Source organism: Microbacterium sp. RURRCA19A, from assembly GCF_900156455.1.
In the GTDB taxonomy this organism is placed as follows: domain Bacteria; phylum Actinomycetota; class Actinomycetes; order Actinomycetales; family Microbacteriaceae; genus Microbacterium.
Genome location: NZ_FTNQ01000001.1, coordinates 1391528 through 1416669, shown reverse-complemented (window position 1 = coordinate 1416669; position 25142 = coordinate 1391528). Strand labels below are relative to the sequence as shown.

The window sequence follows — 25142 nt, the reverse complement described above, 5'->3', positions numbered from 1 at the left end:
GGCATCCCTCCTCTAGCTGAGGCGCTTCTGGTCGTGCGCGAGTTTCGCGCGAAGGCTCGAATGCACCGAGATATAGGTGCGGAACTGCTGTCCGGTGAGTGTCGCGAGGTTGGCGACGAGGGTGTCGACGTACTCCGCGATCTGTCGGGGCGACGTGTTCTGACGGGGCGTGACGCTCACGTGCAGCACCGTCTCCTTGCGCACCTCGTTCGAAGCGATGCGGGAGACCAGGATCTCGTCGCGCTCGTCGAGCGAGTTCTTCAGGGCCGCGGAGGCGAAGCCGTCGGTGATCGTGATGCGCCCGGCGTCGCTCTCGGCCCCGGTGGATTGCAGCGGCACGCGATGGCGTCCACGGACGGCGCCCACCGCGACCAGGATCAGCACGAGGACGACGACCGCCAGCGCGGCGACGGCGCCGATCCCGAGGGACGGTTGCCCGATGCCCTCGGCCCACGAGCGCACGCCGTCGGCGGTCTGCGACCACACGTCGGCAACACCGGGGAGGGCGACGACGGCGATCAGCAGGGCGCCCAGCGCCAGCAGCACCACGCCGACGACGAACAGCAGGATGCGGTTGAGTGCGCGGTTGGTGTTCCTCATCGCACTCCCTCCTTCCCTGCGTCGAGCGGGCGCTCGACGCGCACGACGGTCCGCACCGACGGCGTCAGGCGGTACGAGGCGACCTCGTCGTCGACGATCTGTCGCAGACGATCGGTGTCGACGGGGATGCCGACCGGGGGACGGACCGTGACGTCGACCGTGCGGTGCGCGACGCCGACGACGACGTTCTCGCGGGCGATGCCCGACTCCGTGGCGAGGTGCTGCGCGACGGCGGACGCCACCACGCCGTTGTCGACGACCACGGCGCGGTCGCCCCACGTCATCTCGTGCTTGGACAGGCGCCCGGGCGCCACGGCCAGCGCGAGCACGACCAGGCCGATGATCGCCAGCACCACGCCTACCGCGATCAGCGCCGCCGGGACGACGGCGCTCGGCAGGTCGGCGAGGGCGTCGAACGCGGCGCCCGGAGCGACGAGCAACGGCTGCTGGCCGGCGAGCGAGAGGACGATCTCGACGGCCGCGTAGACGGCGGCCAGCACGAGGACGACCACCACGACGAGCATCGCGGCGGTGCGCGGCGAGTGCGTCTCGCGGCGCACGACCGTGCGCAGGACGCTGTCGGTCATTTCACCCTCCTTCTCTTCGGGGCGGTGGCCCCGGCGATGGTCAGATCCACGCGCGACACCTCGCGTCCGAAGAGACGGGTCAGGCGATCGTGGAGGTCGTTCTGGATGCCGCGGGCGGCCTCGAGCACGGGGGTCGCGGCGCGGACGGCCTCGGAATCGTCGAGGCGTGGAACCGGGAACGGAGCCTGGACGCGCACCACGACGGTGTCGCGGGAGGCGGCGATGTCGACCGACACATCGGCACGGTCGACTCCGATCGCCTCGGCGGCCGCCTGCTCGGCGGCCTTTCGGAAGACGCGGTCGGCCACGTCGACGCGACCGCCGGTGTGCACGGTGACCCCGCCCCCCGGGGCGGCGACGGCCACCCCGGGAAGCGCGGTGGTCACGATGTGCTCCGACCCGAGAATGCGTTGGCGATGCTGCGGATGTCGATCTCGCCCGAGACGATCCGACCGACGACCGCGCCGATCGCCATGAACAGGGCGACCAGGAGGAAGCCCCAGAAGCCGAAGATCAGTGCGGCGGCGGCCAAGACGAGGCCGACGAGGGCACCGGTGACGGTCGGGTTCATGACACGCGGGAGGGGGTCGAGTCGTCGTCATCGTCACCCGGGATGTGGATGTCGTTGACGTCGACGTTGACCTCGACGACCTCGAGGCCGACGAGACGGCTGATGGCGCCGGCGACGCGTGCGCGCACCTGGTCGGCCACCTCCTGGATGGGTGCGGGGTACTCGACCACGATGGTGAGGTCCGCCGCGGCCTGGGTCTCCCCGACTTCGACCTTCACGCCCTGCGTGAGGTCGGTCGCGTTGATCGCGTCGCGGATCGCGCCGAACGCGCGGGCTCCGCCGCCGCCGAGGGCGTGGACGCCGGCCACCTCGCGCGCGGCGATGCCGGCGACCTTGGCCACGACCGAGTCGGCGATGGTGGTCTTACCGGCCGCCTGAGCGTCGGCGGGGGTCCGGGAGCCGGTGAACGCGCGGTCCACGCGCGACCCCTGGGGCGCGGCGGTGGGGGCCGCGGGCTGTTCTTCGATAGCCATCGGAGTGTCCTTCCTGTACGTCCTGGCCCCGGAGGTGATCCCGGGCCAGCGGTGTTCGCTTACTGATGAGACGTAGGTGGAAGGAGTTTCGTCACGCCGCGGCCCCCACTTTCTCGCGAGACCGTCGGCACCGGTCAGACGGGTGCGGCGAGTTCGCGGATCGTGATGCCGGCGAACTGCGCCGTGCCGCCGTCGGTGTACAGCGAGATCCCGGTGTCGCCGTCGAGGAAGTGCACCTGCTGCGACAGGACCGTGTGCCCGGCGTTGACGAAGACCTCCACACTCTGGCGGTCGACGAAGATGCGCAGGTGCACGGATCGGGCCGCGGGATCGATGGGCGCGGCCGCGCGCGTGTACGGCGCGAGTGCGTAACCGGCGCGGTCGGAGGGGCCGCGGTCGACGTACAGGTCGGAGCCGTACTTTCCGATGTTGGTGTGCCGCGACCCGTCGGCGGACCGGCCGACCGAGACACCGACGTTCGTGGCGTCCGTCCAGGCGACGTCGAGTTCGAGCTCGTACGCGCGTCCGGTCCAGGGGAGGACGTCGCTGCCGTTCACCGTGCGATCCGGCAGGGTCACCGTCGAGGTCGCGCGCGCGGCCAGCGCGGAGATCGGCGCGCTGAGCAGGCTGTACCACCCGCCCGGCTGCTTCTCCAGGCGCAGTTCGCGCACGATCGAGTTCTGGCCGTTGTAGCCGTCGCTGACGTCGGTGGGGACGTCGCGCGCGGCGTACTTCCAGTTGTTCATCCAGCCGATGGCGAGGCGCCGCGTGTCGGGCGCCTCGATGCTCGGCCAGGTCACGGCGCCGTACCAGTCCCAGCCCCAGTCCAGCCACTGCGGGGTCAGGTCGTCGGCGACGAAGTGCGTGCCGTTCCACGTTCCCATCCAGTACGCGTAGGTCATCGGCAGCCCGATGCCGTAGGCATCCATGCTCGCGCCGAGCACCCAGTGCCGGCTGCCGTCGTCGGCGGTCATCTGGAACAGGTCGGGGCACTCGATGCCCCCGAGCTGCGGGTTCGGGTAGTCGAAGTTGCTGCGCCACGTCCATTGGCGCAGGTTCGGCGAGGCGTAGAAGCCGGCGTAGCGGGCGCGCCCCAGGGCCATGACCCATTCGCCGCGGGCGGCATCCCAGTGCACTTTGGGGTCGCGGCACCATTCGGCGTTGTCGATCTCGGCCGGGGTCTGGGCGGTGCGGCCGTCGGTGTTGACGAGGACGGGGTCGGGCAGCATCGTGAAGCTGAAGCCGCCGTCGGTCGACCAGTAGAGATACTGCTCCTGGTACTTGCGGATCCCGTCGGTCGGGCGGGTCGCGAGCGCGATGACCGCTCCCGCGCCGAATCCGGCGGTGTTCGCCTCGTCGACGACGAGGCACCCCGACCACACGGGGACGCCGTTCGTAAGCGGCATGACGGTGCCGTGGTGGACGAAGCTCACGCCGTCGGTGGTGGCGTGGTCCCATCCGCCGGGGCCGTTGTTGACGTCGGAGTGCAGGTAGTACAGCTGGTACTGCCCGCCCGAGACGATCGGGCGCTGCGGATCGCACAGCCAGGCCGTCGGCGGGGTCATGTGGTACATCGCGCGTTGCGACGGCGTGGTCGCACGCGCGGCGACGGGAGCCGCGGAGGCCAGGGCGAGGCCGAAGGCCCCAGCTCCGGCGCCCTGCAGCAGGGTGCGGCGGGAGATCTCGAACGGCATGATGCTCACTTCCTCGTGATCGGCGGGCGCGACGATGCACCCGCCGGGGTGTCCGGCGGTTCGGTGGGGAAAGGGTCAGGCGGCCGCCGGAGCCGCGAGACCTTCCTGCGCGTCGTCGGCGAGGGCGACGATGCGCACGGCGGGGGCCTCCGACCCTTCCGCGGTGGCGTGCACGGTCACGGGGCCGCCGCCGAGGGTCACCAGGTGCGAGAGCACCGTGGCGCCGCGGTCGGCGAAGACCTCCAGCAGAGGCCCGTCGAGCACGATCGTGAACGCCCCGGCGCCCGTCTCGAGCAGCGGTGCGGTGCGCGTGCCCGCGAAGTCGGGGTGCAGTGTCCGGGCGACCTCGCCCGAGCGCGACACCGCGAGCGTACGGGTGGCGGGGTCGTGGACGATCTCGACCGCGGCATCCGTCGCTCCCTCCAGCCGGAGGCGCAGGATGCCGGTGGCCGCGGGGTCGGGATGGACCTCGATGACCGCGTGCGGGGTGACGCCGGCGGCGGGGGAGGGGACGTCGTCGAGGTCGACGGGGAGCACCGGATGCTGCACCAGCCGGAGGACGCCCGCGATGCGGCGGAGGCCCAGGGTGCGCGGCAGCGACATCGCGCCGCGCCACGGAGCCGTCGGCACGGCATGCGCGTAGCGCCAGTTGCTCATCCACGCGAGCATCACCGCCGTACCGCCGGGCGCGCCGTGGAACGTGACGCCCGCGTAGAGGTCGCGTCCGTGGTCGACGGGCACGAGCGCGTTCTCCTCGGCGCGGAAGACGCCGTCCACGAGGTCGCCCACGACGTAGTGCATCGCGGAGCCGGAGGGGTCGGCGTCGTCGCCCACCGGGTTGGTGCTCAGCAGCAGCACCCAGGCCGTGGCATCCGTTCCCTCGATCTCCAACCGGACGAGATCGGGGCACTCCCAGACGACGTCCTCGGGGCCGAGCGGTCCGTACGCCCCCGTCTCCCGCCAGGTGTCGAGATCGTCGGAGGCGTAGAACACGACACGACGCTCGACGGCCTCGACCGCCAGCATCAGCCAGCCGCCGTCGGGGAGCGCGATCACCTTCGGGTCGCGGAAGTCGGCGCTGCCGCGGTCGAGCACCGGGTTCGCGGCATCCGGGGTCCAGGTGAGGCCGCCGTCGACGCTGGTCGCGCGGGACTGGGCCTGGATGCCGTGGGCGTACGCGCTCGTGTAGAACGCCGTCAGAGTGGAGCCGGGGCCGGCCACGACCGAACCCGAGAAGATCTGCTCGCCCGGGCGGTGGGGGAGGGCGACGGGATGCTCCTCCCAGTGCAGGAGGTCGGAGCTGGAGGCGTGTCCCCAGCTCATGTTCCCCCAGTCGTTCCCCTCGGGGTTGTACTGGAAGAACGCGTGCCACCGGCCGTGGATGTGCACGAGACCGTTGGGGTCGTTCATCCAGTTGCGCGCGGGCGCGAGGTGGACGCGCGGGCGGGGCAGGCTCACAGCGACTCCCGGAGGACGGGCGGGCAGGCGACGAGTTGACGTGCTCCCGTCGCGGGCGACTCGAGCCCGAGGAGCGTGCGCACACCGGCGGCGCCGAGCTCGTAGTGCGGCAGCGCGACGGTCGACAGCGGCGGACGCAGGTGCGCGGCGATGACGTCCTGGTTGTCGAAGCCCATGACCGCGACGTCTCCGGGGATGCGCAGGCCCCGGTCGCGCAGGCCGTCGTAGAGGCCCATCGCGACGCGGTCGTTGTGGCAGAACACCGCGGTGGCGCCGGAGTCGACGACCGCTCCGGCGATGTCGTAGCCGCCCTCCTGCTCGGGCGCCGCCTCGAACACGAGCGCGTCGTCGACGGGGACACCGGCATCCGCCAGGGCCGCACGGTAGCCGGCGAGGCGTCCGTCCCGCGCGGGGGACGGCGACGTCGTGTTGACGAAGGCGATGCGGCGGTGCCCGGCCGAGAGGAGTTCCTCGGTCGCCGTCCGTCCGCCCTGCACCTCGTCGGGCACCACCGCGGGGAAGGCGTCGTCGGCGGCGAAGCAGTTCACCAGCACCGTCTCGGTGTGCTGCAGCGGCGACGGCACGTCGATCTCGCGGTGGTACCAGGTGGAGTACAGGATGCCGCGCACCTGGTGCTCCAGCATCATCGCGATCGCGTCGTTCTCGGCGGCGGCGTTGCCCTCGGTGTTGGCCACGAGCAGGACGAAGCCGTGACGCCACGCCTCGTCCTGGGCGCCGTGGATGATCTGTCCGGCGAAGGGCGTGGTGGCGATGGCATCCGCCACCAGCCCGATGAAGCGGGAACTCCCCTCGGACAGCGTCTTGGCGAGCGCGTTCGGCCGGTAGCCGAGCGCCGCGATCGCCTCGTGCACGCGGCGTCGGGCATCCTCGCCGATACGCGCGCCCGGCTTGTCGTTCACGACGTGCGACACGGTCGCCACCGAAACTCCGGCCGCCCGCGCCACGTCGCGCATCGTCGTGCTCATCCCTTGGTGGCTCCGCTCTCCAGGCCGGCGATCATCGCCTTGTTCAGCACGAGGAACACCAGCAGCAGTGGCGTCACCGTGACGCACACCGCGGCGAACGTCGCCGTCCAGTCGGTGTTGCCCATCGCTCCGATGTAGTTTTGCAGCCCCAGCGGGATGGTCTTGAGTCCATCGGACAGAACGAACGTGTTCGCGAAGATGAAGTCGTTCCAGATGAAGATGCTGTTGACCAGCACGACCGTGATGATCGTGTTCACCGACAGCGGCGCCGTGATCTGCAGGAAGATCCGGTACGGCCCCGCCCCGTCGAGGGAGGCGGCCTCGTACAGCTCGCGCGGGATGTACTCGTAGAACGACGAGAACAGGTACACGCCCATCGGCAGCGAGAACGCCGCCAGCGGCAGGATCATCGACAGGTGCGTGTCGAGCAGGCCCACCTGCGAGTAGTCGATGAACAGCGGCACGAGCGCGATCTGGACCGGGACGATGATGCCGAGCAGGAACAGCGCCCGGACGAACCCGCTGAAGCGGAAGCCCAGGACCTGCAGCGCGTACGCGGCCATCATCCCGGCCACGACGATCAGGACGCTGGCGCCGAGGGTCACGAGGAAGCTGTTGGCGATGTTCAGCGCGAGGTTGCCGGTGGCGAAGGCGCGGGAGTAGTTCTCCAGCGTCCACTCCGACGGCAGGGCGAACGGATCGCCGCCCGCGAAGTCGCTCGCGGTCCGGAAGCTCGTGAGGAACAGCCAGAGCAGCGGGTACACCTGCACCACGACGATGAGCACCACCGTGACGGTCAGCAGTGTCCGCTGGACGCGCACGCGCGGCGAGCGGTGGACGGGACGCGGCCCCGGTGCGGGGGAGAGGGGGACGGATGCCACAGGGGCCGGGGCGAGTGTCGTGCTCATCACGCGTCCTTTCGACGCAGCAGCAGGAAGATGAGGCCCACGGCGACCAGGCACTCGACGACGATGAAGACGGAGATGGCGCTGGCGTAGCCGTAGTCGGTGTGGACGAAGGCCGTCTTGTACATGTAGGTGGTCAGGAGCTCGGACGCCTGCCCGGGTCCGCCGTTGGTGAGCAGGTACGGGATGTCGAAGCCGCGCAGCGCGAACGTGGTGGCCATGACGGTCGTGGTGATCCAGACGGGGCGGATGTAGGGGAAGCGGATCCGCCAGAAGGTCTGCCACCAGGAGGCGCCGTCGAGGCGCGCGGCCTCCTCGAGCTCCTTCGGCACCGCGATGAGCGCCGCGTAGATGATGAGCATGTAGAGGCCGGTGAAGCGCCACCCCTCAGGGACCGACACCGCGGCCAGGACCGTCTGCACGTTGGAGAGCCAGGCCGTCTGGAGGCCGTCGAGTCCCACCCACGCGAGCAGCTGGTTGAGCAGCCCCACGGGTTCGAGCGAGTAGATGCGGACGAAGAGGAACGCGATCGCCACGGTGGAGATGACCGCCGGCAGCAGGTACAGCGTCTTGACCAGTTCGCGCGCCCGGGGGAGGGCGGTCAGCAGTCCCGCGACCGCGAGGGCGCCGCCGAGCTGGAGCACGAGGCAGATGGCGAGATAGCCGAGGGCGTTGCCGAACGCGGTCCAGAACACGTCGTCGCGCGTGAACATCTTCACGTAGTTGTCCAGGCCCACGAACGTCAGGGCGGTGATGCCGTCCCACGAGAACAGGCTCAGCACCAGCGACTGCACGATGGGGAGCAGGACCGCGGCGCCGTAGAGCAGCAGGGGCGGGACGAGGAACACCGCGACGGCGAGGCCCGAGCGGCGCGGCAGCATCGACGCGCGCATCGGTGCGCGACGCCGGGCGGGGGAGCCGGCCCCGGTGACCCGGGGCCGGCTCGGTGCGAGGGTGTCAGCCACCGACGTTCTCCGTGAGAGAGGCGTCCATCGTGCTGACGAACTCGTCAGGGGTGATGTCGCCCTGGACCAGCAGGGTCAGCTCCTGCTGGAGCCGGGTGTTCGTCGCGGGGTCGAGCTGCGTGTCCCACGGCATCGCGATCTTGGTGCCGACGTCGCCGGCCTGCTCGATCGCCCGGGTGTACAGCGGCGTCGCGTTCGCGGGGATGGTCGTCTCCACGCCGGTGGTCGGGGAGAGGGCTCCCGACGCGGCGACCTCGGCGGGGTAGCGCTCGAGGGCGAAGCGCAGGAAGTCGCGTACGAGCGGGTCGTAGGTGGCGGAGTTGACCGCCATGCCGATGCCCGACGGGGTCACGTACTCGTTGTCGGCGGTCACGGCGCCGGGGAGCGTCGGGAGGGTGAAGTAGTCGACGCTATTGCGCACACCCGCGTCGAGCTTGTCGGTGGCGAGGTTCGCCAGCTCCCACGTGCCGATGTTGTAGACCGCGGCCTTGCCCGAGGTGAACTGGGCCTGGGCGTCGGCATAGCCGGTGGCCGAGAAGCCCTCCTGGAAGCAGCCGGCCTGGCCGAGTCCGTACAGCCAGTCGGCCGCGGCGCGGCCGGGCGCGTCGGAGAACTTCGCCTGGCCGGTCTTCAGCTTCTGCACGTACTCGGGGCCGGCCTGGCGGAACGGGTAGTACGCCATGTACCGCTCCAGCGGCCAGCCGTCGGAGCCGTCGAGGGCGATGGGCGTGATGCCCTTCGCGCGCAGCGCCTGGCACATCGGGGCGAAGTCGTCGAGCGTCGCGGGGACCGACACCCCGGCCTGCGCGAGGAGGTCCTTGTTGTACCAGAAGAACTCCAACTGGAATTCGAACGGCACCATGTAGAGGGAGCCGTCGTCGAAGCGCTGGTAGTTCAGGGCGGCGTCCCGGTACTGGTCCGACAGGCCGAGGTCCTTCAGCAGCAGGTCGACGTCGACCATGCGGCCCTGCTGTGCGAGCTTCTGCGCGAAGGGGGTGGCATCCGTGTCGAAGAGCTCCGGCAGCTTGTTCGCGGCGGCGAGGGTCTCGTACTTCTGGATGTAACTGGGGCGGTCGGGCGTCGTGATGAGGTTCAGCGAGAAGCCGGGGTGATCGGCGGCGTACTCGTCGGCGATCTTCTGCATCGCCGTGATCACGCCCCCGTCGGCCGGACGCGACAGCAGCCACGAGATCTCGCGGGGCTTGATCTCGCCCTCGGGGTTGACGTCGGTGGGATCGCCGGCAGAGCCGGTGGCGCCGCATCCGGACAGGACGAGCGCGGTGGCGGCGGTCAGCGCGACCCAGGAGGCCGCTCGGGTGAGGTGGACCATGTGAATCTCCATTGATGTGGTGGTGCGGGTGAGGGTGGGGTGGTGCGGGTCAGGAAGAGGCGAGGAGAGCGTCGTCGAGCGACGACGCCGGTGCGGTGTCGGCGGACGGTCCGGTGACCTCCAGCGAGAGCACCGTCGCGGTGCCCTCGCCGACGAAGGCTCCGACGCGACCCTCGGTCCGGTCGTACAGGCGCGTGCTGAGGGTCACCGAACCGTCGACCGTGGCGACGCACAGGTCGCCGTCGACGACGACCTCGAGCCGGTGCGGCCCCGGAACGAGCGTGACCGGGCGTTCGAGCTCGACGACGTGGGGGACGTCGCCCGAGATCTGCCACTGCTCTCCTCCGGTGCGGCGGCGGGGCCAGCGGTCGAAGACCAGGCGGTTGCGTCGCGGCTCGAGACGCAGGACGTACGCCTCGTCGCCGTCGGCGCTCGCCCGCAGCAGCAGACCGCATTCGGTGGTCCCGGGGGCGATGTCGAAGACCGCGTCGACGCGGAAGGCCGCGGGCAGATCGACCGGAACGACGATGTCGGCGTAGCCGTCGGGGGCGGACAGAGCGGTCCCGGATGCCGTTGCGGCGAGCCGTTCGCCGAAGCTCTCGGCGAGCTCGATCGGCGGGTGGAAGCGCAGAGAGCCGTCGGCGTTCTGCTCCGCCTCGAGGACCGACAGCGTGCCGGCCCACTGCCACGCGCCGTCGTCGGTGCCGCCTTCGCGGGAGGAGATCCATCCGAAGAAGAGCCGGCGTCCGTCGCGGGCGGCGGACTTCGCGGCGTAGTAGGCGCGTCCGTCGATCGTGTCGTTCTCGGGTACCTGCCACGGGCCGTGGAGGCTGCGTGAGACGCGGTAGCGCGTCGTGAAGGATTCGCTGAACTCGGAGTACACGAGGTACCACCACCCGTTCCACTCGAACACCTCGGGGCATTCGTGAGCGATGTAGCGGCGCGGATCCCAGAAGGGCTCGACGGCCTCCCACGTGCGCAGGTCGTGCGAGACGCACTGCGCGATCACTCCGCGCCGACGCTCGGGGCCGTCGGCGTGACGGGCCGTGACGAGCATGCGCCAGAGGCCCGCTTCGTCGTCGCGGAAGACGAAGGGATCGCGCCAGTCGGCGGTCTCGTAGCCCCGGGTGGCGCCGAAGGTCTCGTCGAGGTGGCGCACCCACGTGCGCATCCCGTCGGTGCTCGTGGCGTGCAGGACGACCTGCAGAGGGAGGCCGTCGGCCCCGATCCGATCGGGGTTCTGCCCGGTGTAGAAGACGTGGTGGATGCCGCCTTCCACGACGACGCTGCCGGTGTAGACGTTGAAGTCGGCGGCATCCGATCCTCCGGAGGGGAGGGCGGGACCGGCCTCGACGAAGGTGACGAGGTCGTCGGTGACGACGCGGTGCCACGGCATCCCGATCTTGGGGACCTGCCGGGACTCGTGCAGGTAGAAGAGGTGGAACCGGCCGTCCTCCTCCCACGGGATGACGTCGCCGACCCACGCGTTCGGCGGTCGGAAGAACCCTCGCTGGTCCATGCGGATGACTCCTCATCGAGACGATGTCGCCGACGAACCGGGGATGGTTAATCGGTTACGCAGAACGTAGCAACGTCTCACAAGGTTGGTCAAGCGGTTAATCAGATGATTTCCGTGGTCCTGATGCGCGAAGCGCGGGTGCGCCCTCTCGTCGGCCGCCGCGCTCTGCGCGTCCGATGTCCGACGGGTCGGACGACGTCGGGCCCGCGACAGGATGCCGCGGGCCCGACGTTCCACTCGTCCGAGGTCAGGGGCGACCCATGCCGTAGTAGGTCCAGCCCGCGGCGCGCCAGGCGGCGGCATCCAGGCAGTTGCGCCCGTCGACCACCACGAGGCCGGCGGCCAGCTCGGCGGCCTGGGCCGGGTCGAGTTCGCGGCGGTACTCGTCCCACTCGGTGACGACGATGACGGCGTCGGCGCCACGGAGGGCCTCGTCGCGGTCCTCGACGTAGGTCAGCTGCGGGTGGATGCGACGGGCGTTCTCGATCGCGGCCGGGTCGGTGAGCGTCACGTCCGCGCCGAGGCCGTGCAGGCGCACCGCCACGTCGAGCGCGGGGGAGTCGCGGATGTCGTCGCTGTGCGGCTTGAAGGCCGCTCCGAGCACGGTCACCTTCTTCTCGAAGACCGAACCGCCCAGCGCCTGGACGGTGAGGTCGACGGCGCGGTCCCGTCGCCGCAGGTTGATCGCGTCGATCTCGCGCAGGAACGCCACCGACTCGCCGCGGCCCAGCTCTTCGGCACGCGCCGAGAAGGCGCGGATGTCCTTGGGCAGGCAGCCGCCGCCGAACCCGATGCCGGCCCCGAGGAAGCGTCGGCCGATGCGCGCGTCGTGACCGATCGCGTCGGCGAGGGTCGTCACATCGGCGCCGGTGACCTCGGCGATCTCCGCCATGGCGTTGATGAAGCTGATCTTGGTCGCGAGGAACGCGTTCGCCGACACCTTCACGAGCTCGGCCGTCGCGTAGTCCGTGACGATGAACGGGGTGCCCTTGGCGATGGAGGGGTGGTACACCTCGCGCAGGACGTCCGCCGTCCGGGCGCCCTCTTCGCTCGGGGCGCCGTCGAGGCTCGGCACGCCGGCCACGAGACGATCGGGGTCGACGGTGTCCTGCACGGCCCAACCTTCGCGGAGGAACTCGGGGTTCCAGACGAGGGTGGCCCCGCGCTCGGAGACGCGCGGCGCGAGCGACTCCGCCGTCCCGACCGGCACGGTCGACTTGCCCGCGACGATGTCGCCCTCGGAGAGATAGGGGAGCAGGCCGTCAACCGCCGCGTGGACGTAGGTGAGGTCCGCGGCGTACCCGCCCGGCTGCTGGGGCGTGCCGACGCCGATGAAGTGGACCTTCGCGCCCTGCGCCGCAGACATGTCGGTCGTGAACGAGAGCCGGCCGGAGGCGATGCCCTCGGTGAGGATCTCCTGGAGTCCGGGCTCGAAGAAGGGTGCTTCGCCCTTCGAGAGGGAGGCCACCTTCCGCTCGTCGACATCGATTCCGACGACCTCGTGTCCGATCGAGGCCATCGCCGCCGCGTGAACGGCTCCCAGGTATCCGCAACCAATCACAGAAAGACGCACAGGTCTCCTCCAGCTTTGTAGAGAGACGGCGCGCGAGTGTCGCGCCGTCGGCCCACGCGGGAGCGCGGGGAGTTCACGCGGCCGTCTCGCCCGGCGCCAGGGCGGCGCGGGCGGTCTTGCCGAGGATGACGAAGTCGCCGACGAGCGTCCAGTTCTCGACGTACGACAGATCGAGGCGCACCGACTCCTCCCACGAGAGGGAGGAGCGCCCGCTCACCTGCCACAGGCCCGTGATGCCGGGCTTGGCCAGGAACCGACGGTGCACGTGATCAGCGTAGAGGGCCACCTCCGACGGCAGCGGGGGGCGCGGGCCGACGAGCGACATCGAGCCGCCGATCACGTTGAACAGCTGCGGCAGTTCGTCGAGGCTGAACTTGCGCATGATCCGGCCGATCGGAGTGACCCGCGGGTCGTTCTTCATCTTGAAGAGCACCTCGTTGCCGGCATCCCGTTCCTGTCGGGCGAGCTGCTCGAGGAGGTCCTCCGCGTTGACGACCATCGAGCGGAACTTGATCATCGTGAATTCGCGACCGCGGAATCCCACGCGCTTCTGCCGGAAGAACACCGGCCCCTCGCTGGAGAGGCGGACTGCCATCGCGAGGAACGCCAGGAGGGGGCTCAGGACGATGACGCCGGCGACGCTCGCGATCAAATCGACGGTGCGCTTGAGGAAGACCTGGCCCCGCGAGAACCGCGGTGTCTCGACGTGGATGAGGGGAAGACCCGCGACGGGGCGCGTGTGCAGTCGCGGGCCCGCGATGTCGATGATGCTCGGAGCCAGCACGAGGTGCTGTCGGCCGGCTTCGAGGCTCCACGAGATCTGCTTCACCTTGTCCGCCGGCAGCTCGTCCGCACTCGTCACGGCGACGGTGTCCGCGCCGGTGACCTGCAGGGCGCGGGAGATGTCGCCGACGTGACCCATGACGGGGATGTCGGTTCCGGGGATGGTGTCGGCGACCTTGCCGCTGGGGACGCACGCCCCCACGACGCGGTACCCGGCGTTCGGGTTGCGCGCGAACTCGCGGGCGAGCTGGGTCACGGACGGCAGGGATCCCACGAGGAGGACGTGCGCCGAGTACTTGCCCCGGGAGCGCTGCACGACCAGCCATTGCCGCCACAGCCATCGCGTGAAGATGAGGACCAGGATGCCGACGGGCAGGCTGATCAGCAGGTACCCGCGTGCCACGTCGATCTGGGTCAGGAAGGCGATGATCGCGATCGTTCCGAAGAGCCGGAAGCTGGAATCGAGGACGCGGATGTACTCCTGGGAGCCGGTGCCGAGAACTCGGTCGCTGCGGGAGTCGACGAACGACAGCGCCCACATCCACGACACGATCAGGACGGCCGAGAAGATCCAGTACGAGAGATCCGTGATGCGGTTGTCGCGGCTCGCCGCGACCGCGGCGTTGCCGGTTCCGAACCAGGCCAGCTGCGTGCCGTAGACCACCCAGATGAGGGACGCGAGGTCCGTGAGGATGAGGTTGCGGCGATACCGCTGGCGCCAGCGGTCGTGCGTCGAGGCGGTGCCGTGGGGGTCGCGGTCCAGGAAGGAGCGGACGGCCGGTGACATCGTCGCCGGAGCGTCGATGTCGGTGCCCTGCGACGTCGATGTCGCGTCGACCTTGAGGTCAGACGTCACAGTGCGTGGGCCCCTTCCCCCGGATGACCCGGATCGTGGTTCTCTTCGGAACGATAACAGCCTCAACTCACCCCGTGAATCACCCCTGTATGAACGAATTGTTTCCTGACCGTGCGGGGTGGTCACCCGACGTTTCTCCCGATGACGAGGCGTGTCCGCCGATTGGTGGACACGACCGTGGGTGGTTCAGTCCGCTGAATGCATGTTCGCGGGCTCCTGTCAAGTCTCCGACGTATGGCGTCGCTGTGGTGTATCCCGCGACGGTCCCCTAGACTCGTCGGCGGTCGGCGACGTCGCACGCCGCCCGATCGCGACGCCGGGGGGATCGCTCATGACTCGCGCCGACCGGGCGAATGCCCGGCACCTCGGATGGGGTGCCGGTGCCCTCATCGCGGTGCTCGCCGTCGTCCTCCTCGTCGGCGGATCGATCGTCGTCTCCACCGCGCTCGGGGTCTGGCCCCTCGGGGCCGCCACCAGTCGGTCGAGTCTCGTGGCCACCCCGTCCCCGAGTCCGACGCCCACCCTCGCGTCCCTTCCCCCGCGCGTGCCGTCCGCGACAGCGAGCCCCGCGCCGACGGCGAGCGCCGCGCCGACAGTGCCGGCCTCGCCCGCGGCGCAGCCCTGCGCGGGTGACACGGTCCTGACGATCTGGGCGCACCCCGACGACGACATCATCTTCGGCAACCCCACGATCTCCGACGCCATCGCGGCGGGCGAGTGCGTGCGCACCGTCTTCCTCACGGCGGGCGACGCCGGGAAAGGCCTGGACTACACCCACTCGCGCGAGCTCGGCATCCTGCGCGCGTACAACCACATGCGCGGCGTCGACGGACTGTGGGACTCCGCCGTCGTGACGCTCGACTCCGGGCTGCGGATGGAGCGGCTGACCCCGCAGAACGACCCGCGATTGTCAGTGATGTTCCTGCGGCTCCCCGACGGCAACATCACCGACGGCGGTTTCGACGCCACGGGCCACGCCACGCTGAGCAAGCTCCTCGACGGCGGTGTCACCACCCTCGTCCCGATCGACGGGGGACCGGCCGTGGACCGCGCGCAGCTGTCGGCCTCCCTCAGCGAGATCGCCGCCGCACTTCACCCGGCGCGCACCCTCACCCACGTCCCCCGCGGCAGCGCTTACGCGCCCGGCGACCATCCCGATCACTCCGCGGTGGGGACGTTGGTGCGCGAATCGATCGGTCGCGATGCGGCGGCGGCGCCCGGCATCCGGTACTTCGTCGGCTATCCGTCCCTGGATCTGCCGCGGACGCTGGACGGTGCGGTCCTGGATGCCAAGGTCGAGACCTACCGCATCTATGCGCAGCAGGACTCGGTGGTGCGCTGCGTCGATCGAGACGCCTGCCTGAAGACCCGCAAGTTCGGCGAGTGGTTGCGGAGGTCGTACCCGCTCGGCGAGGCCGACCTCCGCATGTCCTGACGCGCTCCTCCTCAGTGCTGGAAGGTGCCGTGCACGATGGCACGGCCGAGCGTCTGGAACGCCAGGGCGAAGGACACGGCGGCGGGGGTCGCATCGGCCTCCGCGCCGAGGCTCCCGGCACCCACGGCGTGGACCACGAAGAAGTAGCGGTGGGGCTGATCCCCTTCGGGCGGCGCGGCACCGAGGAAGCCGGCCTGCCCGCCGTCGTTGCGGACGTGGAAGGCTCCCGCCGGCAGGTCTCCCGTCGCGAACCCGGCGGGGATCTCGCGTACGTCGGCCGGCAGATCGACGAGAACCCAGTGCCAGAAGCCGCTCGGCGTGGGCGCATCCGGATCGAAGCAGGTGATCGTGAACGAGGCCGTGCCCTCGGGCACGTTCGACCAGCGCAGGTGCGGGGACGTGTTGCCGCGAGAGGCGACCTGGTCATCCTTCAGGGGCCGGCCGTCGGCGATGTCGTCGCTGACGACGTCGAAGGACGGTACGGCCGGAAGAAGCGGGTACGGATCGGGGGTCTGGGGGCGGGTCAGATCAACCATGACCGCACGATAGGGCGTCGATCCGGCGGTCATGTCGGGCTTGCGTCATCGGCGCCCGCTCGGTAGTCGCCGGTCAGTCCTCCCGGCGCACGGCGAGCAGCGCGCCGGCCGCCTCGGTGCAACCGTCGGGGGAGGGGAGCCCGTAGTCCGTTTCGAGGACGGTGCGCAGATCGTCCGCGAGCTCCTCGACGCTCGGCCGCTCGGCCAGGGCCGCCATGAGCGGCAGCAGGAGGTCGTCGTACTCGTCTTCCGGCCAGCCGGCGCCGATCGCGCGCACGCCGATCGGGTCCCAGTCCCAGAGCACCGCACGGATGCGACGGGCGAGGGGAGACAGTGACCGCGGCGGCGAGGACGTCTGCATCCCCCGAGTGTTCCCAGCCTCTCTAGGTGTCCGCTGAGGGAGTGCGATGAACGACGTGGATGCCGTCACCGTCCCGCCGCTCCGGTGAACGGACCCGCCGATCGGCGTCTGTCGCCCCGCCGGTCGGTGGGGCCGAGGTGTGTGCACGGCGGATTCGGGATGTCGGCACGCTAGCGTCGTAGGGTCACGCCGACCGCCGACGACCCGAAGCCTTCGTCGCGATCGGCCGGGGGGACACGGGACGGAGCCACGGTGCAGGACGACGACCTTTCCGGGGCGGAAGGCGACGGAGACGGCGGGGCGAACGACGCCCGCCGCATCCGCGTGAGTCGACGCGGCCTCCTCATCGGCGGTCTGGCGGTGGTCGGTCTCGGCGGCGGCGCGCTCCTCGCGCGGCAGTTCCGGCGGGGCGGTCCGCCGGTCGGGGCGTGGATCCCGCTCCGGGCGATCCCCGCGCCCACGGTTCCGGCCTCGCCGTCGCCCGCGCTCGAGCCGGCCGGCGTCGATACGAGCGTGACGATGTGGGCGCACGCGGACGACGACATCATCTTCGCCAACCCGGAGCTGTCCGACGCGATCTCCCGCGGCGCCACCGTGCGCGCGGTGTACGTCACCGCGGGCGATGCCGGAAAGGGCCTCGACTACGCCCGGGAGCGCGAGGCCGGCATCCGTGCGGCGTACGACCTCATGCGAGGTTCCACCGCCGAGTGGGACGAACGTCGACTGACGCTCCTCAGCGGTGCCGTCGTGACGCGATTCGTGCCGATCGATGAACCGCGACTGTCCATCACCGTCCTGCGGCTCCCCGACGGCGGACTGAACGGGAAGGGCTTCGCCGCCACGGGCAACGCGGGGCTCACCCAGCTCGTCAACGGCGGGGTCGCGGCGCTCTCCCCGATCGACGGCTCGCCGGCCTACGATCTGCCCCGGCTGACCGCGACGCTCGCCGAGCTCCTGGCGGCGGCGCAGCCGCGGCGTGTCAGCACCAACGTCCCGCACGAGAGCGCCTTCGCCCGCGGCGACCACCCCGACCACTCGTGCGTCGGCTCGCTCGTGCGCGCGTCGGCACCCGTCGTCGGCATCCCGGCGGAGGCCATGTCCTACTTCCTCGGGTATCCCTCCCAGGACCAGCCGGTCAACGTCACCGGCGAGGCGCTGGATGCCAAGGTCGAGGTGTACCGCACCTATGCCGCCGACGACCCGGTCGTCCGGTGCGCGGAGGCATCGACGTGCCTGGCGCAACCCGGTTTCGGCGACTGGCTCCGACGGACCTACCCCAAGTCCGAGGCGGAGTTGCGGCTGTCCTGACCCGGGCTCAGCCCTCCGGGGTGCGGCGGGGGAGCGACACCGCGAGTCGGAAGGCCCCGCCCGGTTCGCTCGAGGCCGCCAGGCGGCCCCCGAGCAGTTCGGCCCGTTCCCGCAGCCCTCGGAGCCCGGCTCCGCCCGAGGGCAGGGCCAGCGCGGGTTCCGTGGGCGCGTCGTTCTCGATCACGACGTCGATGGTCGCGGTCGACGTGCGCACGCTCACCCGTACGGCGGCACCGGGAGCGTGCTTGCGGGCGTTCGTCAGCCCCTCCTGGATCGTCCGATACACCGCGCGCTGCAGCGGTGGCGCGAGATCGGTGGTGACATCGGTGACCAGTTCCGCGGGAAGGCCGCTGTCGGCGACCAGCCGAGGCAGGTCGTCGAGGGTCGGTTGCGGTTTGTCGCCGCGGGTCGGTGCGCCTTCGGCGCGCAGCACGCCGACCATCTGGCGGAGTTCGTCGAGCGTGCGCACCGCCAGGGACCGGATCACCCCGGCCGCTCCCCGGGCCGCCGGGTCGGGCGACGACACCTGGAGAGCACCCGCCTGCACGGCGATGAGGCTCACCTGATGGGAGACGACGTCGTGCATCTCGCGGGAGAGACGGGCGCGTTCCTGGCGCAGGACGTCCTGTTCGTCGCGGAGTCGCTCGGCTGCGCGCGCCGCCGAGAGCTCGGCGACCCGGTCGCTCAGCTCGCTGCGCGTGCGCACCAGAGCGCCCAGGGCGATCGGCGTCGCGGCGTAGAGGAGGGCGTAGAGGAGGGAGGGAGCCAGGTAGTCCAGCTCCGGCAGCTGCCAGTCGGGGAGGAGGAAGCACACGAAGGTGACGGCCCCGGCCACCAGCAGCGGCGGGAGGCGTCGCTCGCGCACGGCGACGGAGTACAGCGCGATCGGTGCGGCGATGGTCATGGCATCCACGAGGAGGCCGGGGAGCACCAGCGCGAACGCGACCCAGGGCAGGTGCCGTCGGACCAGCAGCCCGAGGACGGCGACGGCGGCCAGCCCGATCTCGAACGGCGTCCAATCGGGCAGCAGGACGATGACGTCCACGATCGCCGCGCCGGCCAGCGCGAGGTCGGTGACGACGGCGAACCACCGGCTGCGCGTGACGGCCGCCAGACGATCGCGGGCGCCGGTGGTCACCGGCGTTCGCCGCCCCGGCGGGCGCGCTCGGCGATGAGGGCGGCTTCGAGCCGCGTGGAGACCGAGAGCTTGGCGAGGATGGCGCTGACGTGGTCCTTCACGGTTGCGCCGCTGAGATGCAGGCGCTTGCCGATCTCGGCGTTCGACTCCCCCGTGGGCAGGTGTTCGAGCACGTCGCGCTCGCGCTCGGTGAGCAGCGCGACGCGTTCCACGGCGTCGGGGTCCGGCGCGCCGACGTAGCCTTCGACCAACGTCCGCGAGACCTGCGGGGAGAGCACGACGCCGCCGGCGGCGAGCGAGCGCACCATGGCCGCGAGGTGCTCGGGCGGGGTGTCCTTCACGAGGAACCCGGAGGCGCCGTCCTGCAGGGCGCGGGCGATGTGCTCGTCGGTGTCGAAGGTCGTCAGGATGCCGATGACCGGCCGGTCCGGGTCGTCGCGGAGGTCGGCCAGCACGTCCAGACCGCTGCGTCCCGGCATCCGGATGTCGAGGAGGACGACGTCGGGACGTTCGCGTCGGATGGTGTCGACGGCGCCGTCACCGTCGACCGCGGCGACCACCTCGATGTCGGCGGCGGCGCCGAGGATGAGCTCGAAGCCCGAACGGACGAGGGCCTCGTCGTCGACGACTACCACGCGGATCACGTCTGTCACCCTACGTCGCGGCGGGCCGGGACGCCCGCCCCGGAACGCGAAAGGGGATGCCGGGCGACCGGCATCCCCTTTCGAGCTCCGGGTCAGTCGTCGGAGACCGTGACCGTCACCTCGATGTTGCCGCGCGTGGCGTTGGAGTAGGGGCAGACCTGGTGCGCCTCGTCGGCGAGCTGCTGGGCCTGGTCGTGCTCGATCCCGGGCAGGACGACCTCGAGCAGCACGGCGAGCTGGTAGCCGCCCTGACCGTTGGGGCCGATCTGCACGCGACCGCCCACCGACGAGTCCTGCAGCTTCACCTTGTGGCCGCGGGCGACGGCGTGGAGGGCGCTGTGGAAGCACGCGGCGTAACCGGCGGCGAAGAGCTGCTCGGGGTTCGTGCCGTTGCCGGATCCGCCCATCTCCTTCGGGACGGCGACGTCGAGGTCGAGCTGGTCGCCGGCGACGACGTGACCGTTGCGGCCCTCTCCGGTGGACAGGGCTTCGGCGGTGTAGAGGACGTCCATGGGTGGGTGTTCCTTTCTCGAGGACGAACGGATGCCGGACGGCACACGTGGGCAGGGGGCGGACGCGCGGGGCGTCCGGTGATCAGGCGCGCGTGGTCCCGGTGACCACGTCGAGGACGGTCCGCGGGTGGTCGCGCAGGTCGCGCATCGCCACCGTCAACTGCTGGAGGGCGCGGATCAGCTCGTGGGCGCTGTCGGCGTCGGGGATGCCGGATCCCACGGCGATGCATCGCGGGACGTGGGCCAGCTCGTCGCGCATCTCGCGTCCGCGTGCGGTGAGCGACACCGTGACGACCCGCTCGTCGTCGGCGCGGCGCTCGCGGGTGACGTACCCCGCCGTTTCCATGCGAGCGAGCATCGGCGAGAGCGTGCCGGAGTCGAGCTGCAGGGCGTCGCCGAGTCCGCTGACGGTCTGATCGCCGTCGTTCCACAGGGTCACCAGCGCGAGGTACTGGGGGTAGGTGAGATCCCACGGGTCGAGGAGGACGCGGTAGGCCTGCGTGGTCGTGCGGCTGGCCGCGTACAGAGCGAAGCAGACGAGGGAGTCGACGGCGGGCATGGGAAAAGCGTTGCACACAATTTAGTTGCGCACAACTCGAATTGAAGGGAGTCGCGGAAGTCAACCCCTGCCACGAAGCCGGGCGCACCCGCACCATGGGTCGCATGACCCCCCGCAGCGACGCGAGCGCCGTGGCCTCGTCGAGCTTCCCCTTCGACGGCGATCGGGACGTCCTCGCCATCAACGGGCACCACTTCGATCTCGCCGTCCCGGGCATGCCGGGCCTCGCCGAGCCCGCCTGATCCGCCTCGGCTCAGCGCTCGACCGTGCCGTCGGCCACCGCGACCGCGACCGCGCCGCCGTCGACGAACTCCACCGACCAGGCTGCGTCGGCTCCGGAACGCAATGCGACCTCCGCGACGCTCCCGTCGCCGTCGTGCGCGGCCACCGCGACGCGGATGCCGTCGGCCAACGTCGTCGACGCCGAGGCCAACGCCGCGCGGTCCTCGCTCTCCACCTCGCCCTCGTCCCGACGGTCGGTCACCGTCGGGCCGGCGAGGTCGACATCCACCTCGACGGCGCGGTCGCCGGCCGCCACCTGCACCTGGGCGGTCGCGTCCTCGATCTCCACTTCGAACGCCCGTCCGCCGGCATCCGATTCCGCCAGCACGACCGCGGCGATCACCTTCTCGTACCCGGCGTCGACGGCGGCACCGGTACCGCCCGCGGGGGCGCAGGCCGTCAGGGTGAGAGCGAGGCCCGCGGGAGCGAGGGCGGCGATGAGGGCGCGAGGGGATGCCATGGCGCGAGGCTAGTGACCGGACCCGAACCGAGGTCGGTCATTGCATCGCGCCGGGCGATGTGCCAGTTCATGGTCGTGATAGCAACCGCGGCCACCCGCGTCAATGGCGGCCGCGCACCCAGGTCGGCGTCCAAACATGACCGGCATGAGCGAGATCACCGCACACCACGGACTACTGACCGACATCGACCTCCACGTGGACGACACCGGCGGGCCAGGGCGCCCGGTCGTCCTGATCCACGGCTGGCCCCTCTCGGGCGAATCGTGGGCCCACCAGGTGCCCGCCCTTGAGGGCGCAGGCTACCGGGTTGTCACCTACGACCGCCGAGGTTTCGGACGCAGCGACAAGCCGCGCACGGGCTACGACTACGACACGTTCGCCGACGATCTGCACGCCGTCCTCGAGGCCCGGGGCCTCCGCGACGTCACTCTCGTGGGCTTCTCGATGGGTGGGGGAGAGGTCGCGCGCTACCTGACCCGCCACGGCGCCGACCGGGTGCGCAGCGTCGTCTTCGCTGCCGCGGTTCCGCCGTACCTCGCCCAGACCGACGACAACTCCGAGGGTCCGCTCGACGCGGACACCGCTGCCGGGATGGAGAAGGGTCTCAAGGACGACGAGAAAGCCTTCTACCACCAGTTCACGACCGACTTCTTCTCGGTCGACGGGACGCTCGTCGTGCCCCCCGCCGAGCAGGCCGAGGCCGAGCGTCTGGCGAACCAGGCCGACCACCATGCCGCGCTGAAGGCGATGGAGGCGTTCGCCACGACCGACTTCCGCGACGACCTTCGCAACGTCTCGGTCCCCGCGCTCATCCTGCACGGCGACAGCGACGCGACCGTCCCCTTCGAAGGGTCCGGGAAGCGCACCCACGCCGCGCTCCCCGGCAGTGAGCTGCACGTCGTGGCCGGTGCCCCGCATGGCCTCAACGTCAGCCATGCCGACGAGTTCAACCGTGCGCTGGTGGACTTCCTCGAGCGCTGACCCGTCGCCGCACCCGCGATCCCGCGGAGGGCAGTGACCACGCCCCCGGCACCACCCCGGTGCCGGGGGCGCTGTCGCGTGTCCGGAGGCGGGATCGGACCGACCGCGAGACGTGCGGCCCCGTTTGGTCCTGGCATCCGGATGGCGTAAGCTCACCCTTTGGTGCCTGCCTCACTGCGAGCGGGTCGCCCGAACGTGAGCCCTCCACCGGCCCTGTTCCCCCGTCGTCGATGGGGCAACGGACCACCGGAGCGGGATTCACGAACTCCTCCGTTCGATCAAGAAAGCAGCACTACTGTGACGCGCACTTTCACCCCCAAGGCCGCTGAGGTCACGCGCGAGTGGGTCGTTATCGACGCCACCGACGTCGTCCTCGGCCGTCTGGCCTCGCACGCGGCGGCCCTCCTCCGCGGCAAGCACAAGGCGACCTTCGCCAACCACATCGACTCGGGCGACTTCGTCATCGTGATCAACGCCGACAAGGTCGCGCTCACGGGTCAGAAGCTCGAGAAGAAGAAGGCCTACCGCCACTCGGGCTACCCGGGCGGCCTCAAGTCGGTCACCTACAACGAGCTCCTCGAGAAGAACCCCGAGCGGGCCGTCGAGAAGGCCGTCCGCGGCATGCTCCCCAAGAACAGCCTCGGTGCGGCGCAGCTCAAGAAGCTGAAGGTCTACCGCGGCGCCGAGCACCCCCACGGCGCTCAGCAGCCCACCGCGTACACCTTCGACCAGGTCGCCCAGTAAGCGCCGCCGGAAAAGGACGAAACAGTGTCGAACATCGACTCCAGCAACTACAGCACCGAGACGCCGGCCGAGCAGACCGCCGTCGCGGCCGAGCGCCCCGTTCTCTCGGTCCCCGGCGCAGCCGTCGGCCGTCGCAAGCAGGCCATCGCCCGCGTGCGCCTGGTCCCCGGCTCCGGCACGATCACGGTCAACGGCCGCACGATCGAGGACTACTTCCCGAACAAGCTCCACCAGCAGCTCATCAACGACCCGTTCACGGTCCTCGAGCTCGCCGGCGCCTACGACGTCATCGCCCGCATCTCCGGCGGCGGCCCCTCGGGTCAGGCCGGCGCTCTGCGCCTCGGCATCGCCCGTGCGCTCAACGAGATCGACGCCGAGAACAACCGCCCTGGTCTGAAGAAGGCCGGCTTCCTCTCGCGCGACGCCCGCGTCAAGGAGCGCAAGAAGGCCGGTCTCAAGAAGGCCCGCAAGGCGCCTCAGTACTCCAAGCGCTGAGTTCGATCCTCCGTATGCCTCTTTTCGGCACGGACGGGGTGCGGGGGCTGGCCAATGGCCTCCTCACCGCCGAACTCGCGCTGCACCTGGCCCAGGCGACCGCTGTCGTCCTGGGCCAGGGCCGTTCTGCGGAGACGCGCAAGGCCGAAGGCCGCCGCCTCACCGCGGTCATCGCGCGCGATCCGCGGGTCTCGGGAGAGTTCCTCTCGGCCGCGGTCGCCGCGGGCCTGGCCTCGTCGGGTGTCGACGTCCTCGACGCGGGTGTCATCCCCACCCCGGCGACGGCGTTCCTGATCGCCGACCGCGATGCCGACTTCGGCGTCATGGTCTCCGCCTCGCACAACCCCGCTCCCGACAACGGGATCAAGATCTTCGCGCGCGGCGGCACCAAGCTCCCCGACATCGTCGAGGAGCGCATCGAGCGCGCCCTCGAGTGGGAGCGGCTGCAGCCCACGGGTGCGGGCGTGGGTCGCATCCGTCGCTTCGCCGACGCCGAGGACCGCTACGTCGTGCACCTTCTCGGCTCGCTTCCGCACCGGCTCGACGGCATCCACGTGGTGCTCGACTGCGCCCACGGCGCGGCCGCGGGCGTGTCGCCCGAGACCTTCCGCGACGCCGGTGCGACCGTGACCGTCATCGGTGCCGACCCCGACGGTCTCAACATCAACGATGGCGTCGGCTCGACCCACCTCGACGTGCTCGCCGAAGCGGTCGTGCGTCTCGGCGCCGACGTCGGCATCGCGCACGACGGCGACGCGGACCGGTGCCTGGCCGTCGATGCCGACGGCAACGTCGTCGACGGCGACCAGATCATGGCGATCCTCGCGGTGGCCATGAAGGAGCGCGGTGCGCTGGTCGACGACACGCTCGTCGCGACCGTCATGAGCAACCTGGGCCTCCATCGCGCGATGGCGGAGCATGGCATCCGCGTCCTGCAGACGGGCGTCGGCGACCGCTACGTGCTCGAAGCCATGAACGAGGGACGGTACTCGCTCGGTGGCGAGCAGTCCGGCCACGTCATCATGAGCGACTTCGCCACCACCGGCGACGGACTGCTCACGGGCCTGCACATCGTGGCCGAGATGGCGCGGCAGAAGAAGACCATGGCCGAGCTCGCCTCGATCATGACCGTCTACCCGCAGGTGCTGGTCAACGTCCGCGGCGTCGACCGCGACCGCGTGTCGGACGACGTGGTGCAGGAGGCCGTTCGTGCGGCCGAAGCGGAGCTGGGCGATTCGGGCCGTGTGCTGCTGCGCGCGTCGGGCACCGAGCCGCTCGTGCGCGTGATGGTGGAGGCGGCGTCCGAGGGTGTCGCCCGGGCCCACGCCGACCGCCTCGCCGAGGTCGTGCGCGAGCGTCTCGCTCTCTGACGCACGCTCCCGCGGG

At 70.8% G+C, this 25142-nt stretch carries 28 protein-coding genes; 7 read left to right on the top strand and 21 right to left on the bottom strand.

The window, feature by feature from the left end; all coding sequences use genetic code 11:
* Positions 1-12: 12 nt before the first annotated feature.
* From BW982_RS06790 to BW982_RS06725, 14 genes are all read right to left on the bottom strand, one after another.
* Positions 13-600 carry a hypothetical protein gene (locus BW982_RS06790; RefSeq protein ID WP_076491232.1) on the bottom strand — a complete coding sequence of 196 codons (588 nt, stop codon included), beginning with the start codon at positions 598-600 and terminating at the stop codon, positions 13-15.
* Positions 597-1187 carry an Asp23/Gls24 family envelope stress response protein gene (locus BW982_RS06785; RefSeq protein ID WP_076491231.1) on the bottom strand — a complete coding sequence of 197 codons (591 nt, stop codon included), beginning with the start codon at positions 1185-1187 and terminating at the stop codon, positions 597-599. Before BW982_RS06785 ends, BW982_RS06790 begins: the two co-directional genes overlap by 4 nt.
* Positions 1184-1573, bottom strand: a complete 390-nt coding sequence (locus BW982_RS06780; RefSeq protein ID WP_083696533.1) for a hypothetical protein — start codon at positions 1571-1573, stop codon at positions 1184-1186. Before BW982_RS06780 ends, BW982_RS06785 begins: the two co-directional genes overlap by 4 nt.
* Positions 1570-1758: a DUF2273 domain-containing protein gene (locus BW982_RS06775; protein ID WP_076491230.1), complete on the bottom strand. Its 189-nt coding sequence runs from the start codon at positions 1756-1758 to the stop codon at positions 1570-1572. The genes BW982_RS06780 and BW982_RS06775 overlap by 4 nt, the downstream gene beginning before the upstream one ends.
* Positions 1755-2231 carry an Asp23/Gls24 family envelope stress response protein gene (locus BW982_RS06770; RefSeq protein WP_076491229.1) on the bottom strand — a complete coding sequence of 159 codons (477 nt, stop codon included), beginning with the start codon at positions 2229-2231 and terminating at the stop codon, positions 1755-1757. The genes BW982_RS06775 and BW982_RS06770 overlap by 4 nt, the downstream gene beginning before the upstream one ends.
* A 134-nt stretch (positions 2232-2365) precedes the next feature.
* A complete protein-coding gene (locus tag BW982_RS06765; RefSeq protein ID WP_076491960.1) occupies positions 2366-3925 on the bottom strand; it encodes a glycoside hydrolase family 32 protein in 1560 nt (519 codons plus the stop codon).
* Between the two features lie 75 nt (positions 3926-4000).
* Positions 4001-5383, bottom strand: a complete 1383-nt coding sequence (locus BW982_RS06760) for a glycoside hydrolase family 32 protein (protein WP_076491228.1) — start codon at positions 5381-5383, stop codon at positions 4001-4003.
* Positions 5380-6369 carry a LacI family DNA-binding transcriptional regulator gene (locus BW982_RS06755; RefSeq protein WP_076491227.1) on the bottom strand — a complete coding sequence of 330 codons (990 nt, stop codon included), beginning with the start codon at positions 6367-6369 and terminating at the stop codon, positions 5380-5382. The genes BW982_RS06760 and BW982_RS06755 overlap by 4 nt, the downstream gene beginning before the upstream one ends.
* Entirely contained in the window at positions 6366-7277 is a 912-nt protein-coding gene (locus tag BW982_RS06750) for a carbohydrate ABC transporter permease (protein ID WP_076491226.1), read from the bottom strand. Before BW982_RS06750 ends, BW982_RS06755 begins: the two co-directional genes overlap by 4 nt.
* Positions 7277-8155, bottom strand: a complete 879-nt coding sequence (locus BW982_RS06745) for a carbohydrate ABC transporter permease (protein ID WP_076491225.1) — start codon at positions 8153-8155, stop codon at positions 7277-7279. The genes BW982_RS06750 and BW982_RS06745 overlap by 1 nt, the downstream gene beginning before the upstream one ends.
* Before the next feature lie 76 nt (positions 8156-8231).
* Complete coding sequence (locus tag BW982_RS06740; RefSeq protein WP_076491224.1) at positions 8232-9569, bottom strand: ABC transporter substrate-binding protein; 1338 nt, start codon at positions 9567-9569, stop codon at positions 8232-8234.
* Between the two features lie 49 nt (positions 9570-9618).
* Complete coding sequence (locus tag BW982_RS06735; RefSeq protein WP_076491223.1) at positions 9619-11088, bottom strand: family 43 glycosylhydrolase; 1470 nt, start codon at positions 11086-11088, stop codon at positions 9619-9621.
* 247 nt (positions 11089-11335) lie between these two features.
* The gene (locus tag BW982_RS06730) at positions 11336-12661 is read right to left on the bottom strand and encodes a UDP-glucose dehydrogenase family protein (protein ID WP_076491222.1); all 1326 of its coding nucleotides are present in this window, start codon (positions 12659-12661) and stop codon (positions 11336-11338) included.
* A gap of 73 nt (positions 12662-12734) precedes the next feature.
* A complete protein-coding gene (locus BW982_RS06725; protein ID WP_254845534.1) occupies positions 12735-14300 on the bottom strand; it encodes a sugar transferase in 1566 nt (521 codons plus the stop codon).
* Between the two features lie 331 nt (positions 14301-14631).
* Between BW982_RS06725 and BW982_RS06720 the strand changes: the two genes are divergently transcribed.
* The gene (locus BW982_RS06720; protein ID WP_076491221.1) at positions 14632-15735 is read left to right on the top strand and encodes a PIG-L family deacetylase; all 1104 of its coding nucleotides are present in this window, start codon (positions 14632-14634) and stop codon (positions 15733-15735) included.
* Between the two features lie 11 nt (positions 15736-15746).
* Here BW982_RS06720 and BW982_RS06715 read toward each other — a convergent pair whose 3' ends face one another.
* Together BW982_RS06715 and BW982_RS06710 are read right to left on the bottom strand one after the other, a co-directional pair.
* The gene (locus BW982_RS06715; protein WP_076491956.1) at positions 15747-16271 is read right to left on the bottom strand and encodes a YbhB/YbcL family Raf kinase inhibitor-like protein; all 525 of its coding nucleotides are present in this window, start codon (positions 16269-16271) and stop codon (positions 15747-15749) included.
* 73 nt (positions 16272-16344) lie between these two features.
* Entirely contained in the window at positions 16345-16632 is a 288-nt protein-coding gene (locus tag BW982_RS06710) for a hypothetical protein (RefSeq protein ID WP_076491220.1), read from the bottom strand.
* Between the two features lie 252 nt (positions 16633-16884).
* On the opposite strand from BW982_RS06710, the gene BW982_RS06705 reads away from it, so the two are divergent.
* A complete protein-coding gene (locus BW982_RS06705) occupies positions 16885-17940 on the top strand; it encodes a PIG-L family deacetylase (protein ID WP_076491219.1) in 1056 nt (351 codons plus the stop codon).
* Between the two features lie 7 nt (positions 17941-17947).
* On the opposite strand, the gene BW982_RS06700 is transcribed toward BW982_RS06705, so the two are convergent.
* From BW982_RS06700 to BW982_RS06685, 4 genes are all read right to left on the bottom strand, one after another.
* A complete protein-coding gene (locus tag BW982_RS06700; RefSeq protein ID WP_217693664.1) occupies positions 17948-19078 on the bottom strand; it encodes a sensor histidine kinase in 1131 nt (376 codons plus the stop codon).
* Positions 19075-19722: a response regulator gene (locus tag BW982_RS06695; RefSeq protein WP_076491218.1), complete on the bottom strand. Its 648-nt coding sequence runs from the start codon at positions 19720-19722 to the stop codon at positions 19075-19077. Before BW982_RS06695 ends, BW982_RS06700 begins: the two co-directional genes overlap by 4 nt.
* Positions 19723-19814: 92 nt before the next feature.
* Positions 19815-20234, bottom strand: coding sequence for an organic hydroperoxide resistance protein (locus BW982_RS06690; protein WP_076491217.1), 420 nt, complete (start codon positions 20232-20234; stop codon positions 19815-19817).
* A gap of 82 nt (positions 20235-20316) precedes the next feature.
* Positions 20317-20793, bottom strand: a complete 477-nt coding sequence (locus tag BW982_RS06685; protein WP_076491216.1) for a MarR family winged helix-turn-helix transcriptional regulator — start codon at positions 20791-20793, stop codon at positions 20317-20319.
* A gap of 104 nt (positions 20794-20897) precedes the next feature.
* Here BW982_RS06685 and BW982_RS18155 point away from each other — a divergent pair, with 104 nt between their 5' ends.
* Entirely contained in the window at positions 20898-21035 is a 138-nt protein-coding gene (locus tag BW982_RS18155) for a hypothetical protein (RefSeq protein WP_175611044.1), read from the top strand.
* A gap of 11 nt (positions 21036-21046) precedes the next feature.
* Here BW982_RS18155 and BW982_RS06680 read toward each other — a convergent pair whose 3' ends face one another.
* Complete coding sequence (locus BW982_RS06680) at positions 21047-21535, bottom strand: hypothetical protein (RefSeq protein WP_076491215.1); 489 nt, start codon at positions 21533-21535, stop codon at positions 21047-21049.
* Positions 21536-21680: 145 nt separating this feature from the next.
* Between BW982_RS06680 and BW982_RS06675 the strand changes: the two genes are divergently transcribed.
* The 4 genes from BW982_RS06675 to glmM all read left to right on the top strand — a co-directional run bounded on the left by BW982_RS06675 (position 21681) and on the right by glmM (position 25126).
* A complete protein-coding gene (locus tag BW982_RS06675) occupies positions 21681-22517 on the top strand; it encodes an alpha/beta fold hydrolase (protein WP_076491953.1) in 837 nt (278 codons plus the stop codon).
* Between the two features lie 297 nt (positions 22518-22814).
* A complete protein-coding gene (rplM, locus tag BW982_RS06670) occupies positions 22815-23261 on the top strand; it encodes a 50S ribosomal protein L13 (RefSeq protein ID WP_076491214.1) in 447 nt (148 codons plus the stop codon).
* A 24-nt stretch (positions 23262-23285) separates the two neighbouring features.
* Entirely contained in the window at positions 23286-23756 is a 471-nt protein-coding gene (gene rpsI / locus BW982_RS06665) for a 30S ribosomal protein S9 (protein WP_076491213.1), read from the top strand.
* Between the two features lie 14 nt (positions 23757-23770).
* Positions 23771-25126 carry a phosphoglucosamine mutase gene (glmM, locus tag BW982_RS06660; RefSeq protein ID WP_076491212.1) on the top strand — a complete coding sequence of 452 codons (1356 nt, stop codon included), beginning with the start codon at positions 23771-23773 and terminating at the stop codon, positions 25124-25126.
* The last annotated feature ends 16 nt before the right edge of the window (positions 25127-25142 follow it).